General features: G+C 46.3%; 16 protein-coding genes. All 16 read left to right on the top strand.

Going from position 1 to position 17,178, the window contains the following annotated elements; all coding sequences use genetic code 11:
• The first annotated feature begins 64 nt into the window (after positions 1-64).
• From RMO68_RS09800 to RMO68_RS09875, 16 genes are read left to right on the top strand one after another with little or no spacing between them, the layout of a single operon-like run.
• Positions 65-1,396 carry an imelysin family protein gene (locus tag RMO68_RS09800; protein WP_310440572.1) on the top strand — a complete coding sequence of 444 codons (1,332 nt, stop codon included), beginning with the start codon at positions 65-67 and terminating at the stop codon, positions 1,394-1,396.
• 2 nt (positions 1,397-1,398) lie between these two features.
• Entirely contained in the window at positions 1,399-2,703 is a 1,305-nt protein-coding gene (locus RMO68_RS09805; RefSeq protein ID WP_310440573.1) for a di-heme oxidoredictase family protein, read from the top strand.
• Positions 2,703-3,665 carry an imelysin family protein gene (locus RMO68_RS09810; protein WP_310440574.1) on the top strand — a complete coding sequence of 321 codons (963 nt, stop codon included), beginning with the start codon at positions 2,703-2,705 and terminating at the stop codon, positions 3,663-3,665. The genes RMO68_RS09805 and RMO68_RS09810 overlap by 1 nt, the downstream gene beginning before the upstream one ends.
• Positions 3,649-4,548 (top strand): sterol desaturase family protein, encoded by a 900-nt coding sequence (locus RMO68_RS09815; protein WP_310440575.1) that lies wholly within the window; start codon positions 3,649-3,651, stop codon positions 4,546-4,548. Before RMO68_RS09810 ends, RMO68_RS09815 begins: the two co-directional genes overlap by 17 nt.
• Positions 4,545-4,958, top strand: coding sequence for a DoxX family membrane protein (locus RMO68_RS09820; protein ID WP_310440576.1), 414 nt, complete (start codon positions 4,545-4,547; stop codon positions 4,956-4,958). The genes RMO68_RS09815 and RMO68_RS09820 overlap by 4 nt, the downstream gene beginning before the upstream one ends.
• Positions 4,955-6,067, top strand: coding sequence for a cytochrome-c peroxidase (locus RMO68_RS09825; RefSeq protein WP_310440577.1), 1,113 nt, complete (start codon positions 4,955-4,957; stop codon positions 6,065-6,067). The genes RMO68_RS09820 and RMO68_RS09825 overlap by 4 nt, the downstream gene beginning before the upstream one ends.
• Before the next feature lie 10 nt (positions 6,068-6,077).
• Positions 6,078-7,079, top strand: coding sequence for a Fe(3+) ABC transporter substrate-binding protein (locus RMO68_RS09830; protein ID WP_310440578.1), 1,002 nt, complete (start codon positions 6,078-6,080; stop codon positions 7,077-7,079).
• A gap of 3 nt (positions 7,080-7,082) precedes the next feature.
• Complete coding sequence (locus RMO68_RS09835) at positions 7,083-8,651, top strand: iron ABC transporter permease (protein ID WP_310440579.1); 1,569 nt, start codon at positions 7,083-7,085, stop codon at positions 8,649-8,651.
• Positions 8,651-9,568, top strand: coding sequence for an ABC transporter ATP-binding protein (locus RMO68_RS09840; protein ID WP_310440580.1), 918 nt, complete (start codon positions 8,651-8,653; stop codon positions 9,566-9,568). The genes RMO68_RS09835 and RMO68_RS09840 overlap by 1 nt, the downstream gene beginning before the upstream one ends.
• 50 nt (positions 9,569-9,618) lie before the next feature.
• The gene (locus RMO68_RS09845) at positions 9,619-9,864 is read left to right on the top strand and encodes a FeoA family protein (RefSeq protein WP_310440581.1); all 246 of its coding nucleotides are present in this window, start codon (positions 9,619-9,621) and stop codon (positions 9,862-9,864) included.
• Entirely contained in the window at positions 9,854-11,965 is a 2,112-nt protein-coding gene (gene feoB / locus RMO68_RS09850) for a ferrous iron transport protein B (RefSeq protein ID WP_310440582.1), read from the top strand. Before RMO68_RS09845 ends, feoB begins: the two co-directional genes overlap by 11 nt.
• Before the next feature lie 34 nt (positions 11,966-11,999).
• Positions 12,000-12,662, top strand: coding sequence for a response regulator transcription factor (locus RMO68_RS09855; protein WP_310440583.1), 663 nt, complete (start codon positions 12,000-12,002; stop codon positions 12,660-12,662).
• Positions 12,659-13,957 (top strand): ArsS family sensor histidine kinase, encoded by a 1,299-nt coding sequence (locus RMO68_RS09860; protein WP_310440584.1) that lies wholly within the window; start codon positions 12,659-12,661, stop codon positions 13,955-13,957. The genes RMO68_RS09855 and RMO68_RS09860 overlap by 4 nt, the downstream gene beginning before the upstream one ends.
• Positions 13,958-14,725, top strand: coding sequence for a 5'/3'-nucleotidase SurE (gene surE, locus RMO68_RS09865; RefSeq protein WP_310440585.1), 768 nt, complete (start codon positions 13,958-13,960; stop codon positions 14,723-14,725).
• Entirely contained in the window at positions 14,722-15,360 is a 639-nt protein-coding gene (locus RMO68_RS09870; RefSeq protein ID WP_310440586.1) for a tRNA threonylcarbamoyladenosine dehydratase, read from the top strand. The genes surE and RMO68_RS09870 overlap by 4 nt, the downstream gene beginning before the upstream one ends.
• A gap of 35 nt (positions 15,361-15,395) precedes the next feature.
• On the top strand, positions 15,396-17,150 hold the full coding sequence (locus tag RMO68_RS09875) for a GGDEF domain-containing protein (RefSeq protein ID WP_310440587.1): 1,755 nt from the start codon (positions 15,396-15,398) through the stop codon (positions 17,148-17,150).
• Positions 17,151-17,178 lie beyond the last annotated feature (28 nt).

Consider the following 17,178-nt stretch of genomic DNA (forward strand, 5'->3'; position numbering starts at 1 on the left):
GCAGGATGATGGCAGCTTTGATCGTCTCCTTGTCCGTCTGAACTATAACTTCTAAGGATATAACATGAAAATGATCTTAAAAACGGCAACCCTTTCCGTAGTATTAGCGATGTCGCTTTATGCGGCTCCGGCACAAGAGCCGAAAATGGCAATGCTCAGTAACTATGCGGCGATTGCATTAGCAAACTACAGTGATGCACTCAATGATGCCAAAGAGCTTGATAAAGCGATCAAAACATTTACTACTTCTCCGAACGAAACAACGCTGAACGATGTAAAATCGGCTTGGCTAAAAGCACGTGAGAGTTATGGCTCGACTGAAGCATTTCGCCTCTCTAACGGACCGATTGATGCGGAGGAGAGCTGGGTAGCGGAAAGTTACGGCGCATTGGAAGGTCAGCTTAATGCGTGGCCGCTTGATGAAAATATGATCGACTATACGATTGATGCGGAGGGTAAACGTACTTCCGGAAACATTATCGATACTAAAGGGAAATTCAATCCGGGCGGTGAAGGCTCAAAAGAGGTCGATGTAACGTCAATCACGGTCGATGCGATCACCGCACTCAATGAAAACGGCGGCGAAGCAAACGTGGCAACAGGTTACCATGCGATCGAATTTTTACTTTGGGGACAAGATCAAGATTACAGCAACTTCACCAAAGATGCGATCACCAATGGAGCTACAACAGCAGGGCAACGCCCTCTAAGCGATTATACTACGGATGTTAATGCGGATCGTCGTAAAGCGTTTCTTATCGCCGCTTCCGAAAAAATCGTTGCCGATTTAACGACGGTAAACAGTGCATGGAGCACTACCATCAGCGCTGATTGTTCTAAAGATGCGACAGGGTGCTATCGCGGTGCAATTTTGGGTGAACTCAAAGGGAACGATGCGGGCAAAAACATTGCACCTAAAGAGGGACTCAAACAGATCATGGCGGGATTGGGTGTGTTTATCAAGTCGGAGCTTGCGAACGAGCGTATCGCCGTAGCGGTATTGACGCCGAGCGAAGAGGATGAACACTCTTGTTTTAGTGACAACACGCACCGTGATATCGCCCAAAACTATCAAGGGTTCAAAAACATTCTAATCGGTCAATACGGCACAATTAAAGGTGCCAGTATGCTCGATAAAGTGGATCCGAAAACCAAAAAAGTGATCGAAAGTTTGATGAGCTCCATCGAAGCAAAAATCGCTAAAGTCGATGAAACTGCCAAAAAATCGGCTCACTTTGACTATCAAATCCGTAGCGATAACGCTATGTCAGGCGAGATCAAAAAACTCAAAAACGAGATGCGCAAACTGGGCGATATGATGGTATTGGTAGCGAAAGCTAACGGTATCCGCCTTAGCACCGATGATGTAACGGACCCTGAAGAGACGAAGTTGTAATCATGATTTTCCGACTAGCCACGGCAATCGTCCTTTTTGGGGCGTGCGCTTTAGCCAATCACCTAACAACGATTCAGACTAAAGCGCTTTTATCACAAGCTTACGGAAATCTCAGCAATGAGGAGAGTGAGCGTTTTATTCTGGGCAAAAGTTTTTTCCGCATACCGTGGGTCGAAGCACCGAGTGCAACTACGGCGCGTGACGGATTGGGACCGCTTTTTAGCGCCAATACCTGCATCAGCTGTCATCCTCATAACGGTGCGGGATCGGTCTATGGAAGTAACGGCGAGATCAGCCGCTCGCTGGTAACCCGATTTTCACTGAAAGCTCAAAGTGATTCCAAAAACGGGTTTGTCCCTGAGCCTATTTACGGGGCACAACTGAGTATCAATGGTGTCAAAGGGGTTCCTTTCGAGGGGAAGCCGACATTGCTGTATGAGCGTGTGATGAGCGAGTATGCTGATGGAAGCCGCGTTGAGCTTCGCCGCCCGATTCCGGGGGTAAAAGAACTGGGTTATGGTTCTTTGGACGCGGACACCGTTATCGCCAATCGACTAGCACCCGCATTGATCGGAATGGGGCTGTTGGATCAGATCAGCGATGCCGAAATTCTCTCACGTGAAGACGCGGAAGATAAGGATAACGACGGTATTTCAGGACGGGCCAATCGTGTGATGGATCCCATCACAGGTAAAAGTGCGATCGGTCGTTTTACATGGAAAGCTTCCGCCGTGAGTGTACGCCATCAGGTCGCTTCGGCATTTCACAACGATATGGGATTAAGCACGTCGATCTATCCGCATAAAAATTGTACCTCTAAACAAGCGGAGTGTTTGAATGCCCCTCGCGGACGGGATGCCCTGGATGTGAGCGATGAACGTCTGAATGCGGTCACGTTTTATGTGAGCCATTTACGTATTCCTAAACCCTCAGTAAATAAAAAAGGGGAAGCGCTGTTCGCTCAAATCGGGTGTACATCGTGCCATACTCCATCGGTTAAACTCTCGGATGGGACAATGATCGAACCTTACAGTGATCTATTGCTACACAATATGGGGGAAGGGCTCTCTGATAATCGTAAAGAGTTTGATGCAAGTGAGCGAGAGTGGCGTACTGCACCGCTGTGGGGGATCGGGAAACGTACTCTCGTATTGAATCAGCGCAACTATCTTCATGATGGGCGTGCGAGAAGTATCGAAGAAGCGATCCTCTGGCATGGCGGAGAAGCGCGGGGAGCACAGGAAAGGTTCCGGGCTCTTGGGAGTGCGGATAGACGTGCCGTACTCAATTTTTTAGAAGGTTTATAATGAAGAGAATAGTTTTAATACTCGTAACCGCACTCTCGTTGATGGCGGCGGACAAACCGTTTCCTCAAGGGGTTTATGATGAAGTGATTCTCGCCGATGCACGCAGTGCTCGTGAGAGTGCCAAAGCAATGGTCATTTCTTTAGAAAAAGGGTCTATGGAGAAACAAGCGTTTGAGAGGTTGGCTATGGATTGGAAGAGGGTGCAGGCTCTCTACATCGCGGGAGAAATCGACGAAGCGTACGCCGATACCCCTAGAGAGATTGATATCTACCACAACGCTAAAGAGGACATCACGGCACAGCTCGATCGGATTGTCGTCTCTAAAGAAGAGGTAGGCAAAGAAATGTTTAAAAACTCGTTTAAAACGATCAACGCCCTCGAATACCTTCTGAATAAAAAAGGGGTAAATGTTCAGCGAGAGCGGGCTATGGCACTCATCGCGGCACGTAATTTAGAGGAGAAATTCTCTACTATTGTTCAGGTGTACGAAAAAGAGCGTAAAAAACTTCTGAATGATGAGAGCCGTTTTAATGCTCTCGTGATGAATCAGCTGATTGCGAGTTCGTATGAACTCAAAGAGTGGCGTGTGGGTGAACCGAGCGGATTGGCGAAAAAATACAAAGGATCCCGCGATATCCGTCGTGCCGATTTGTACCGAAGCGGACTCTCACTCAAAGCATTGCAAGTGATTGTGGAGACCCACAAACGGGTTATGGACGCTTCCGGGTATGTCGATTTCGGCGATTACGCGATAAAAGCGGGTGCCGATTCTGAGGTGGTGATTGTCCGTAGAGCGTTAGCATCGGCGCTGAAAAATATCCAAACGATGAACACTGATCTGTTCGCTCCTGCCTCGAAAGGGCTTTATAGCGATTTGGGACGGCTCCATAACGGCTATTACATTTCACTCATCGGGGCGTTGAAAATGACCTCGAAGATACTGGATGCCGACGGTGATTGAGAATCTGCCGTGGGATTATTTTACTGATCCCTCTAAACGTCTCTATTGGCTCTATCTTGTAACCTCGGCAGTCATTGCCGCACTCTATTTGGCGGGAAATTTGAAAAAGCTTAGCCATGCTTTTTCAGCGATGATTTGGTGGCATCCGAGTGCGCGGCTGGATTACGCCTATTTTGTGATCTCGTTTGCGATCAAAGCGTTATTGGTTTTTCCATTGGTGGTGAGTGCGGGGGAGGTGACCCGCTTAGTCTATACGGCTCTGGCATCCCATGTCGAATACGTCGAAATCGAGATGAGTTATGAGGCGGTGATGGTGTTGTATACGCTTACCTTGTTTATCGTGAGTGATTTTACCCGCTATTGGCTCCACCGTCTCCTCCATAGTGTCCCTCTTTTGTGGAGGTTTCACAAAGTGCACCATAGTGCGCGGGTACTTAATCCGCTCACCTTTTATCGGGTTCATCCGGTTGAGAATATCCTGTTCGGGTTCCGCTATGCCCTGAGTGCGGGAGTCGTTACGGGAGTGTTTGTATTTGCATTCGGAAGTTTGGAGATGATCGATCTGCTCGGAGTAAATGCGCTAGTCGTAGTATTTTTGGCATTGGGGTCAAATCTGCGTCATTCGCATGTCGCACTATCCTTTCCGACGTGGGTAGAGAGAGTAATCTCTTCACCCGCACAACATCAGCTTCACCATGCAAATGGGACGATGAATACTAACTATGGCGGGGCATTATCTCTTTGGGATACCATTTTTGGGACTTTAGCCCTTAGCTCACAAACTAAGAGAACCCGTTTCGGTTTACGTCGTGAGCAAATGAGCGAGTATAAAACGATTTGGGCGTTGTTGTCCACACCATTTAAAATGAGGAAGCGTACATGAAATTAGAAAGAGCGATACTATTTTTACGGATATCTTTGGGGATTTGTTTCCTTTGGTTCGGAATGCTCAAATTCTTTAGCGGAATGAGTCCGGCGGAGCAGTTGGCGATCATGACAATGGATATTTTAACTTTCGGGTTGATCCCCTCAGCTATAGCGATTAAACTATTGGCATTTTGGGAAGTGGTGATCGGGATCGGGTTTCTTTTCGGAAAACAGATTAAATGGGTATTGGGACTCTTTTTTATCCATATGGCCTTGACGTTTTCTCCGTTGGTGATGTTTCCCGAAATCTGTTTTACTCAGGCACCGTTTGCGTTGAGCTTGGTAGGTCAGTATATCGTTAAAAATGTGGTGCTGATTATGGGCGGAGTGATTATCTATATTTTGGATTCGGAGGTGAAACAATGAGAAAAACAACTTTATTTTTACTGTTGGGGACGGCTCTGTTTGCAGGGGCAAAGGAGCAGGAAAAGCTGGGAGAGCTCCTCTTTTTTGATACCTCCCTCTCGAAAAATCGAACCCAGAGCTGTGCGACGTGTCATAACCCCCAAAACGGGTTCGTCGATAACCGCGACAACGGAATCGGAGCGATGGTATCGCTGGGGGATGATGGCAAAAGCTTGGGAGATCGTAATGCCCCTACCGCATCGTATGCCGTGTTCTCTCCCCATTTCGGGATCGATGCTAAAACTAAAAAGATCAAAGGGGGACAGTTTCTGGATGGTCGTGAAAGCGATCTAAAAGGTCAAGCGGGAGGTCCGCCGATGAATCCTATCGAGATGGGGATGGGGAGTAAAGCGGAGGTGATGAGTCGTCTCAAAGAGAACGCTCACTATGTGAAAACCTTTGAAAAACTCTACGGCAAAGGGGTTCTCAACAACGCGGATAAAGGGTATGATGCGATGAGTCGAGCCATCGCCGCATTCGAATCCACCAAAGCCTTTTCCCCCTTTGATTCGAAATATGACCGATATCTCAAGGGAAAATATACCCTTACACCGCAGGAGGAGTTGGGGAAATCGCTCTTTTTCTCGAATAACAACACAAACTGCGCGACGTGTCACCAGCTCAAAGGGGAAGATAAAGCACTAGAGACCTTTAGTAACTATGAGTATCACAACATCGGTGTCCCTTCTAATCCCACCCTTTTTGAACGAGGGATAGTAAAAAGCGGATTCGTCGATAACGGCTTGGCGAAAAATCCAAAAGCGGCGGCTCGTGAGAATGAAGGGAAATTCAAAGTTCCGACACTTCGAAATATCGCCGTAACCGCTCCGTATATGCACAATGGGGTATTCAAAGATTTGCGTACGGTGGTACTGTTTTATGATAAGTTTAACAACCCAGCACGCAAGTTGAATCCTGAGAGCGGTAAAGAGTGGGGCGAAGCGGAGATTCAGCACTCCATCAGCACCAAAGAGATGAAAGCCAAAAAGCTGAGTGATGAAAAAGTCGATGCGCTGGTGGCGTTTATGAAATTGCTTACCGATAAAAAATACGAACATCTGATCAAATAAGGAGAAAATCATGTTAAAAATTCTGTTACTATCAACTCTCGCAGCCCTAAGCCTCGCGGCGGCAGAGGTGAATGTCTACTCCCACCGCCATTACCCTAGCGATGCAGAGTTGTTCAAACGCTTTACGGCACAAACAGGGATTAAGATCAATCTGATCAAAGCGAGTTCGGATGAGCTCATTTCACGGCTAGAAAAAGAGGGGAAAAACTCCCCCGCCGATGTTCTCATCACCGTTGATGCGGCACGGCTCCATATCGCAAAAGAAAAAGGGTTGCTTACTCCGCTAAAATCCAAAGTACTTGAAGCCAATGTTCCGGCTCATTTGCGTGACAAACAGGGGTACTGGGTTGCCCTGACGAAACGGGCGCGTGTTTTAGTCTATAACAAAGAGACGATGAAACCCTCACAACTCTCGACCTATGAAGCACTTGTAACCCCTGCGTTTAAAGGAAAGGTTCTGGTGCAAAGTTCGAACAACACCTATAACCAATCGCTTTTGGCAGGCTTGATCGTCCATAACGGCGAAGCAAAAGCTCACGCGTGGGCAAAAGGGATCGTCGCAAATATGGCGCGTAAACCCTCCGGCAAAGATGTCGATCAAATCCGCGCCGTCGCGGCGGGAGTAGGGGATGTGGCGATTATCAACACCTACTATCTCGGGCAGCTTCTCGCTTCAGAACGTCCGAGCGATCAAGCTGTGGGTGAGATGGTAGCGGTCTACTTCCCGAATCAAAAAACGACGGGAACCCATATCAATGTCTCGGGGGCAGGGATCACGGCTTCGTCTAAAAACCGCGTCGAAGCACAGAAATTTATCGAATTTCTAAGCTCGCCCGAAGCACAAAGCGTATTTGCCGAGGTCAACTATGAGTATCCGGTCAATCCGAAAGTGAAACCTTCTAAACTCCTCGCTTCATGGGGGAAATTCAAAGAGGATAACATCGAACTCTACAAACTCGGAGAGAACAACGCCAAAGCGGTGAAAATCTTCAACGAGAGCGGATGGAATTAAAGGGTGAGCAGATACATCAACCGTTGGAGTATTCAGACCTATGCATGGGTATTTACCCTCTTACTCCCTGCGGGGGTCGTAATCGGCTATGCATTAGGGGCTGAGGGGGAGACGCTTCGCCATCTCAAAGAGACGGTGCTCACGCATACCGTTCTTAATACACTCTACCTTATCGCGGGAACATCCTTTGTTGCTCTCATTTTAGGGGTAGGGAGTGCCTACCTCACCACTTTCTACACGTTTCGTTTCGAAAAAACGATTGCTCTTTTACTCGCCATGCCCTTTGTTATTCCTGCTTATATCATGGGATTCGTATATGGGGATTTGTTTGGATTTTTCGGCCCCGTTCATCTGATGTTGCGCGATTGGGGGATCAAAGAGTATTTTGATGTATTGAATTTTTATTCCGTTGTGTTGATTTTGGGATTTGCCCTCTACCCGTATGTCTATTTGATCGTCAAAGCTTCGTTTAGCAAAAGCCGCTCATCGCTTCTCTATCCGGCACTTAATCTGGGAGCGGGAAAGTTTCGCCTTTTTTGGAAGCTGATTCTTCCCCTGTCGCGTCCGGCGATTGCGGGGGCGTTGACGCTGGTGGTGATGGAGTGTATCAGCGAATACGGCACACTCAAATATTACGGCGTTGATACCCTCAGCACCGCAATTTTCACTGCATGGTTCGGTTTGGAAGATCCTCAAAGTGCGGCCTATATCGCTTCGATAGCAACCGTTTTGGTAATAAGTGTATTGATTATCGAAAAAATTGCCCGTAGCGGAGCAACGTATAAAAGTGAAAAGCTCCTCTCTAAAATTCCTAAAGAGAGATTCACTTTTCTCGGCGGTGTTGGCGCCTATATATTTATGGCGGTTCCGATCCTCTTTGGATTTTTGATTCCCCTCTCGTGGATACTCACTTACGGATATACCAATATTTCTCAGATTGTAAAGGTTGATTATCTTGTGGTGATTTTCAATACCTTTGTTGTCTCAGGCGGCAGTGCGGCACTCATTGTAGCAGGAACATTGCTCATCGGCTATACGGCGCGCAATTTCCCCTACGGTATCAACCGTTACCTCTCCAAACTGGCCTCATTCGGTTACGCTCTTCCGGGGGCGGTGATTGCAGTGGGTATCGTGATTATTACCACCACTATCGACGACTATGCGGGGGAGAATCTCCTCTCAGGGACATTGGGGGTTCTCATTTTCGGATTTGTCGTCCGTTTTTCGGCGGTGGCGATCGGTACGGTAGATGGGAGTTTTGAGCGGCTTGGTCTCTCGATCAACCGTGCCTCGAGATCTCTGGGAAAAAGTCACTTCTCAACCCTTTGGCGAGTCGAAATCCCGTTAATGAAACGCCCTTTGATCTTTGCCTATGCTTTGGTATTTGTCGATACGATCAAAGAACTTCCGTTGACTCTCATTTTACGTCCGTTCAACTACGAGACACTGGCGACGAAAACTTTTGAGATGGCAGAATCCCAAATGGTGTATGAGTCGAGCGTCTACGCCCTATCGATCATCCTTATTGCAACCGTTCCGATGGTTTTGACTATTTTAAAAAGTGAGCGCTAATGTTAAAAATCGATCATCTCAGTAAACATTTTAAATCCAAAGAGGTTCTCAGTAGCGTTTCGTTGCACGTTAATCGAGGGGAAATTATTTCGATCCTTGGACGCAGCGGAAGCGGTAAAAGTACACTGCTAAACTTGATTGCCGGATTTGAGCGTGCTGATGAGGGGACAATCTCTCTTGAAGATACTCTTATAAGCGGGGCGGGGGCTTTTATCGAACCCTCCAAACGCTCTATCGGATTTGTATTTCAAAACTACGCTCTTTTTCCTCACTTGAGTGTTGCTGATAATATCGCATTCGGGATCACCCATCTGCCTAAAAATGAGCGAAAAGAGCGGGTGGAAAAACTGCTTTCACTGATCAGTTTAGAGGGATACGGTTCCAAATACCCCGATACCCTCAGCGGAGGAGAACAACAAAGGGTTGCGCTTGCACGGGTATTGGCGACGGAGCCTTCGGTGATTTTACTGGATGAGCCGTTCTCCAACGTCGATACGGTTCTCAAAACCACGATCCGAGATCAGCTTCTTGCTATCTTACGTGCGAGCGGAGCAACGGCACTGTTTGTCACCCATGATCCCCATGAAGCGATGGCGATCAGTGATCGCATCGCTTATATCGATAGCGGAAAAATAGTCCAATTTGATACTCCTGAAGTGCTCTATCACTCTGCGGTAAACGAAAATGTTGCCGCCTTTTTCGGTCCGATCAACCGTTATAAGGGAGGATTCGTTCGTGTTGAGCAGTGTCGTCTTGTAGAACAGGGGGGGATACATGGTGAAGTGTACACTTCCAAATTTATGGGAAACCGATATGAAACGACGGTTCATTTTACCTACGAGCAGGAATCCTGCCGCTTTTTGATCTATACTGAGCGACGATATGAAAACGGCGAAAAGGTGAATATCGAGTTTTAACCCTCCTTTAACAAGATAGTAATTATCATTTCATCAACAAGGGGTATGAAATGGATAATACGACGATGACGCTACTAAGCGCCTGCACCAAAGGGGGAATTGCCACCGTAGCCAAAATCAACGCTACCGGAGCGCTTAAACAACGCCTTATCTCATTTGGACTGATGAAAGGTGCTGAGATTACGATGCTTGAGTGCGGAATAACCAAAAGCACTTTTGAGATTAAAGTCGGAAATGTCTCTATCGCATTACGCCGTGAAGAAGCGGAACTCATCGAGGTATCCGATGTCCGCTAAAAAAATCACCGTCGCGCTTGTCGGACAACCCAATGTCGGCAAAAGTATGCTCATTAACTCGATCGGAAATGCACGTTTACACGTAGGTAATTTTACGGGGGTAACGGTTGAGAAAACAGTGGTTACGTTCGAGTACGACGGATACGGGTTCAGTGTTGTCGATCTCCCCGGAACGTATGCCTTTACCGATTACTCTATCGAAGAGCGGGTAACCCACGATTATTTGTGTAATGAGCAATACGATTTGATTATCAATGTTCTTGACTCCACTAATATGGAAAAAAATCTTCAACTCACGGCAGAGTTGATGACGATGAGCAAAAAAATGGTGATTGCCCTCAATATGTCCGATGAAGCGGATAAAGAGGGGATAGAGATCAATGCCTCTTATTTGACGCAGCTTCTCGGCATTGCGTGTGTGCGGGTATCGGCAGCGGCAAAGACAGGTCTCGAAGAGTTGATGAAATCGGTGATTGCCGTTCATGAAGCACCGTTTCAAGAGCAAAAACTTATTTTCAGCGAAGCGGTCGAGGAGGAAATTTCTCTCATTAGCGAGTATCTTGATCGTCATAAGTTCAAAGCATCTATTAGCAACCGTAATATCGCTATTAACTTGCTCCAAAAAGAGAAAAAAACCTACCGTGTGCTGCATGATAATCCGATTTGGACGGAACTTCAGCCGATGTTAATTGAGGCGGATCGTCATGTACTGCTCCACCACGACACGGATGATATGAAAGAGGCGTTAGCCGAAGAGTACCTCTCTTTCAATCGGGGAGTGATTGCCGAAGCGGTCAAAGTCAGACCCAAAGCTCCGCAGATAAAGACGACGACGGAAAAAATCGATTCGGTGTTGATCCATCCGATTTTCGGAATTCCGATTTTTCTCTTTTTTATGTGGGGATTATTTCAGCTCACGTTTGAGATCGGTTCTATCCCTATGGACTGGATCGATGCGTTTTTCGGATGGTTTGGAGAGGTTGTCGGTTCCACGATAGGCAATGATGAAATCCGCTCTCTCATCGTGGATGGAGTGATTGCGGGGGTAGGGGCGGTTGTTCTGTTCGTCCCGAATATCGTCATTTTGTTTGTCGGGATAGCGTTGCTCGAATCGACAGGGTACATGTCACGTGTTGCTTTTTTGTTGGATGGGTTTTTCCATAAATTCGGGCTTCACGGGCAGTCGTTTATTCCTCTCGTTTCAGGGTTCGGGTGTTCGATTCCGGCCTATATGTCGGCGCGTATTCTAAAAAATGACCGTGACCGCCTCCTCACCCTTTTTGTTATCGGGTTTATGAGCTGTGGCGCACGGTTACCTGTTTATGTCCTCTTTACGGGAGCCTTTTTCGGTCCTGAGATGGCGGGGAATGTCTTATTCGGTATCTATATTCTCGGTGCGATGATCGGTCTTGTAGCGGCAAAAGTTCTTAAAATGACCGCTTTCAAAGGTGCGGATGAACCGTTCGTTATGGAGATGCCGAAATACAGACTTCCTTCGGTGAGACTTATTTGGCACACCGTCGTGACCAAAACGATGATGTATCTCAAAAAAGCGGGAACTTTTATCGCCGCCGCATCGTTATTGGTTTGGTTTCTCAGTACCTATCCGAAAGATAGTTCCCTCGATACACTATTCGGTGCAAAAATCGAGGCGGCTATTTCTGAAAACGAGGTCAAAATTCTTGAAAATCAGCTGGCGGAAGCACAGCTTTCCCAAAGCTTTTTAGGGCAAATCGGTCATGCTATCGAGCCGATATTCACACCGCTTGGGTTTGACTGGAAAATGGCGGTAGCACTTCAGACGGGCTTGGCAGCGAAAGAGGTCGTAGTCTCGACCATGGGGGTTTTATACTCTTTAGGAAGCGATGCGACCGAAGAGGATCATTCCCTTCTAACCACGATTAGCAGTCAAATTCCTTTTGCTTCGGCGGTAGCGTTTATTGTAGTCATTATGACGTATCTGCCGTGTTTGGCGGCATCGGTCGTCTTTACCCGTGAAGCGGGGGGGATCAAATATTTCGGTTATTTGTTCGTCTTTACGACGATTGTCGCTTATTCGCTTGCCTATATTGCGTATCACGCAGTATTGTGGCTGAGTTAGGCAATCATTAACTACTCTTTGTTACAATATCACCATGAGTAAAATATTAATGATAGAAGACGATCTCGAACTAGCCGAGATCCTCACCGAATTTTTAGAACAGTTTCAATTTGACGTAACGACGGAAGATGATCCGTTCAAAGCACTGAGTATTCTCAAATTAGAGAAATTTGATGCGGTAATCCTCGATTTGACGTTGCCGGGGATGGATGGGTTAGAGGTGTGCGAAGCGATCCGTGCGCGTCAAAATATCCCGATCATCATCTCTTCGGCTCGTTCCGATGTTACCGATAAAATCAACGCGCTCGAACTCGGAGCCGATGATTACCTCCCGAAACCCTACGATCCGCGAGAGCTTGAAGCCCGTATCCATTCGGTACTTCGTCGCTATGACGCGGCTTCGGAACTTGCTTCCCAAAGTACCTGTGATTTTAAACTTAATGAATCCGCCATGCAGATCAGTTATAAAAACCGACCGCTAGAGCTCACCAATGCCGAGTACGGTATTTTGGCACATATGATAAAAAAACAGGGGATGGTCGTTTCGAGAGAAGATTTAATCCATAACGTGAGTGCGATTAACGAGGACTCATCGAACAAAAGTATCGATGTTATGATGGGGCGTATCCGCAACAAGCTCGGGGACAAATCCCTTATTGAATCGATTCGTGGCATCGGCTACAAACTTTTAAAATGATTAAAAACAATGCGGTTCTCGCAACCGTAATATTTGCCATGGTGGTGAGTGTATCGAGCGTAAGTTATACTTTTTATCAACTCTATCAAACCAATCGTGCCAAACATATCGATAATATCTTCACCAAACATTCGCTTATTAGCCAAATCTATCATACCTATCTCATTAAACAGACATCTCAGCCGATGTTCGAAGCAAACTTGGCACTGTATGACCTTGAAGAAATTAATGATGAAAAAATGCACGAGATGATCATCCGTCATGGGAGAATACTAAAAACAGACGGTAATGCGGATGAGATTATGGATGAATACGTCCTCTCAATCTCTCCGTTTGAAACGCAGGTTTCTCAGCAGGTGATTACCTCGATGATTGAATACAAAGACAATATCTATTTTTGGGTAGAGTCTTCCCGCCATAGCGTCTTGCTCGAAGATATGAAAATCGAACCTTACCGTGCCCTTAATCTCCTTTCGGCGTATGGGACATTGATGAGCGTTTTGCTTATATCCTTTGCTTTGATTATTTATCGCTTACGTCCGTTGCGTCGTTTGCGAAAACAAATTGCCCGTTTCGGAGAAGGGGATATGGGGGTGAGGTTTAAAACGTCCGGCGGTGATGAGATCGCATTGATCGCCAACGAACTCGATTCCACCCAAAATAAAATCCGTTCTCTTATCGAATCGCGTACCCTCTTTTTACGCAACATTATGCACGAACTTAAAACCCCTATTGCCAAAGGGCGGATTATCACAACGATGTTGAATGATGAGAAACAACGCGGCCGGTTTGAGGGGATATTTGAACGTCTTGAATCGTTAATCGGAGAATTTGCTCTGATCGAAGAGATAACGTCGGGAAATCAGTACCACGAGAAAAAAGAGTATCGGCTGATCGACATTATCGACGGTGCGATCGATCTTGCGATGGTAGAGTACGAAGCCGTTGAACGTGAGATCGATGCCTCGATTAAAATCGAAGCCGATTACCGTCTTTTTGTGACGGCGGTGAAAAATTTGATCGATAATGCGATTAAATATTCTCCCGAAAAATCGATGAAGATTTGGATGGAAGAGGGGGAGATCATTTTTGCGAATGAGGGTGAACCGCTCAAAAAACCGTTGAGTTATTACATTGAACCTTTTACTAAAGAGCATCCGACAAAAGATAGCTTCGGATTGGGTCTTTACATTGTCGATGCAATTTTAAAAGAGCACGATTACGTGCTGGCGTATGAGCGGCGGGATCTCCTCAACTGCTTTATTTGTGTTCCTGTAAAAACCAAAAGGAAATAGATGAAAAAAATTTTGATTACGAACGACGACGGGTATGAATCGGCGGGGCTTTTAGCACTTATCGAAGCGTTAGAAGGGTTGGGACAGATTACCGTTGTCGCCCCCTCGACCGAGAAATCGGCATGCGGACACTCTCTGACCCTTACTCGACCGCTTAGTTTTATTAGCGTCGGGGATGATTTTTACAAACTCGATGACGGTACCCCGAGTGATTGCGTCTATCTTGCCCTACATTCGCTGTTTGAGGAGTCCAAACCCGATTTACTCATCAGCGGGATTAACAAAGGTTCCAACATGGGAGAAGATATCACCTATTCGGGAACGGCGGCAGCGGCGATGGAAGCGGTACTGCACAGTGTTCCGGCGATTGCCATTTCACAGGTGATGGACTTCACCCAGCCTATCGGCGATTTTTCGTTGGCAAAACAGGCAATCCGTCATCTGGCACAGAAAATTTTGATGGGAGAATTTCCACTCAACGAGCGGGAGTTTTTGAATGTTAACATTCCCCATGATGTAGAGGAGTTAGAGTTTGCCGTGACCTATGCGGGGTATCGCTATTATGCTAACGATGCCCATCTTCACCGTAACCCTCGAGGGATGGAATATTATTGGCTCGGACTTCATCCGTTGGAATATAAACCGCGTGAAAAACGGCAGGCACTTTGCGATTTCGAAGCGATTGAAGCGGGGAAAGTGTCGTTAACTCCGATCAAACTCGACATGAGTGCCTATAAATCAATGCAGCAATTACGAGAGTGGCTGTGAGAGATACCCGTACCCGCCTCGTATTCGGCGAAGAGGTTTTTGACAAACTTCAAAACGCCAAAATCCTTCTCCTCGGTGTCGGCGGTGTGGGAAGTTTCTGTCTCGATTGCCTCTACCGCTCTGGGGTACGAGATATCACGATTGTCGATTTTGATCGCTATGACCTTACCAATCAAAACCGCCAAATGCACTCGGAAAATCATGAGGGGGAGTTAAAAGTCGATGCTCTTAAACAGCACTATCCCGAAGTGATAGCTATCAGCGATAAGATTACCCCCGAATGGGTAGAAGCATTTGATTTTGAACCCTATGATTTGATCCTCGATGCTATCGATGATATGTGGGCAAAAATTGCGCTGATTCAAAAATGCTATCCGAAACTCATCTCATCGGTAGGTTCGGCAAAACGGCTTGATCCGACGAAGATTGAAGTGCGCTCGATTTGGAAAACCGAAGGGGACCCTTTCGCTTCCAAACTGCGCAATGAACTCCGTAAACGAAAATTCAAAGGGGACTTTAGCTGTATCAGCTCCTCCGAACTTCCCCGAATCAAAGAAAAAGGGAGTTTTGTTGCGGTCACAGGATCGTTTGGATTAGCGATGTGTTCGCTGGCATTACGGAGAATCGGTTTGTAACCTTTTCGTGATGTGAGAGTTTTATACTCCTCATCATGGAACCTCTTCACCCCCTATATCATCACTACCTCGAAATTCTGGATGTGGCATTTCAGCCTGTTGTAGATATCCATTCCGGAGCTATTTTTGGGGTGGAAGCACTGCTGCGAGGGACGGATACCCTCGGTTTTGAGAGTATCGCCTCTTTTTTTGACCGTCTTTACGAAGAAAATATCCTCTATACCTTTGATCTTCGTCTTCGTGAAAAGGTGATTGAGAAGTTTTGCACGATAGAAGGGTATGAGAGCCTCAAACTTTTTTACAATCTTGATAATCGTGTGTTAGAGATGACCGATTTCTCAAAAGGAAATACCCACCGTTTGCTTAAGCGGTATAATTTAGACCATAAAGCGATTGTTTTTGAGGTCTCCGAACATAATGAAATTCTCAATCTCGATCATTTTACACAGCTGATGCATCACTATGAGGATGAGGGGTTTTGTATCGCAATCGATGATTTCGGAATAGGGCAGTCAGGATACAAACTTCTGTATCATTGCGCCCCAAACATTATCAAAATTGACCGCTTCTTTTTAACCTCTATCGACAAAGACCCGAAAAAAAAGCTCCTTGCTCGAAATATGGTACAGCTCTCTACTCTTATGGGGTGCCGTGTGGTTGCCGAGGGGGTTGAGAGTGAACGCGAACTTATGGTCTGCAAAGAGATCGGATGCCATATGGTTCAGGGGTATTATATTCAACGTCCGACACTGGACTGTAGCTTGATTGTTGATAAATATCTCATTGACTCGATTGGTTTTCGGGGAGAAAAACACTCACTTAGCAATCAGAAAATTGTTTTAAAACGGCTCGAACCTCTCAAATCGATTATGATCAGTGATACGATGGAGACGCTGCTGGATCTGTTGAATGAAAAAGGGACGTACCTCGTTCCCGTCGTCGATAATGCGATGCAACCTCTGGGGATTATTCATGAGCATCAGCTCAAAGCGATAGCGTGTTCCCCTTATGGGCGCTCTTTGACCCAAAACCGTTCTTCCAATCTCTCCGCACTCGAAACCTATATCGAACCTATCCCGGTAGTCGATTTGACGATGCCCTTGGAGACAATGATAGAGCTTTTTTCCCTTTCTCAAAACGCACCGGGAGTTTTGATTGTGGAATCCTCCCGTTACATAGGATATCTCAGCGCACGGGAGATGATCGAGGTGGTGCATGAGCGCAATCTGATTCGAGCCCGTGATGAAAATCCACTTACCAGACTTCCTGGCAATTTTAGAATCAACGAATACATTGCTAATGTTATCGAGAGCGGTACGGATGCCGTTTTAGCATATTTCGATTTCGATCATTTTAAACCTTATAACGATTATTATGGGTTCCGCAACGGGGATCGGGTGATTTTACTGTTTGCCGAACTGATGCATAAAGTGTTGTGTACCGATTATTTCAAAGGGCATATCGGAGGAGACGATTTTTTTGTCGGTGCAATTTTGGATGAGATACAAACGTTTGAAAAAGTACGTGGTGAAATTGAGACCTTGATTGCGACGTTTAGTGATGAGGTACAGGCATTTTACGAACCCGCAGATCGTGAACGCGGTTGTATTGTTGCGGAAGATCGAGATGGTAATAGCCGTGAGTTTAAACTTCTTGGTGTCAGCTCGGTCGTTATCCGTATGGGAAGCAATTCCGTGATTACTTCAAGCGAACATTTACAGCGAACCTTTGCTATGGAGAAAAAAACCGCTAAAAAATCACCCGATCATATGAGCATCATCGGTTATTGAGACGATAGCTTTGGTATAATGTCCTATT

Origin of the sequence: Sulfuricurvum sp. (assembly GCF_031427015.1) — a bacterium.
Classification (GTDB): domain Bacteria; phylum Campylobacterota; class Campylobacteria; order Campylobacterales; family Sulfurimonadaceae; genus Sulfuricurvum.

Excerpts from the sequence above, each read along its gene's own strand:
- RMO68_RS09800 (WP_310440572.1), top strand. The coding sequence starts at position 65 with ATGAAAATGATCTTAAAAACGGCAACCCTTTCCGTAGTATTAGCGATG.
- RMO68_RS09805 (WP_310440573.1), top strand. The coding sequence starts at position 1,399 with ATGATTTTCCGACTAGCCACGGCAATCGTCCTTTTTGGGGCGTGCGCT.
- RMO68_RS09810 (WP_310440574.1), top strand. The coding sequence starts at position 2,703 with ATGAAGAGAATAGTTTTAATACTCGTAACCGCACTCTCGTTGATGGCG.
- RMO68_RS09815 (WP_310440575.1), top strand. The coding sequence starts at position 3,649 with ATGCCGACGGTGATTGAGAATCTGCCGTGGGATTATTTTACTGATCCC.
- RMO68_RS09820 (WP_310440576.1), top strand. The coding sequence starts at position 4,545 with ATGAAATTAGAAAGAGCGATACTATTTTTACGGATATCTTTGGGGATT.
- RMO68_RS09825 (WP_310440577.1), top strand. The coding sequence starts at position 4,955 with ATGAGAAAAACAACTTTATTTTTACTGTTGGGGACGGCTCTGTTTGCA.
- RMO68_RS09830 (WP_310440578.1), top strand. The coding sequence starts at position 6,078 with ATGTTAAAAATTCTGTTACTATCAACTCTCGCAGCCCTAAGCCTCGCG.
- RMO68_RS09840 (WP_310440580.1), top strand. The coding sequence starts at position 8,651 with ATGTTAAAAATCGATCATCTCAGTAAACATTTTAAATCCAAAGAGGTT.
- RMO68_RS09845 (WP_310440581.1), top strand. The coding sequence starts at position 9,619 with ATGGATAATACGACGATGACGCTACTAAGCGCCTGCACCAAAGGGGGA.
- feoB (WP_310440582.1), top strand. The coding sequence starts at position 9,854 with ATGTCCGCTAAAAAAATCACCGTCGCGCTTGTCGGACAACCCAATGTC.
- RMO68_RS09855 (WP_310440583.1), top strand. The coding sequence starts at position 12,000 with ATGAGTAAAATATTAATGATAGAAGACGATCTCGAACTAGCCGAGATC.
- RMO68_RS09860 (WP_310440584.1), top strand. The coding sequence starts at position 12,659 with ATGATTAAAAACAATGCGGTTCTCGCAACCGTAATATTTGCCATGGTG.
- surE (WP_310440585.1), top strand. The coding sequence starts at position 13,958 with ATGAAAAAAATTTTGATTACGAACGACGACGGGTATGAATCGGCGGGG.
- RMO68_RS09875 (WP_310440587.1), top strand. The coding sequence starts at position 15,396 with ATGGAACCTCTTCACCCCCTATATCATCACTACCTCGAAATTCTGGAT.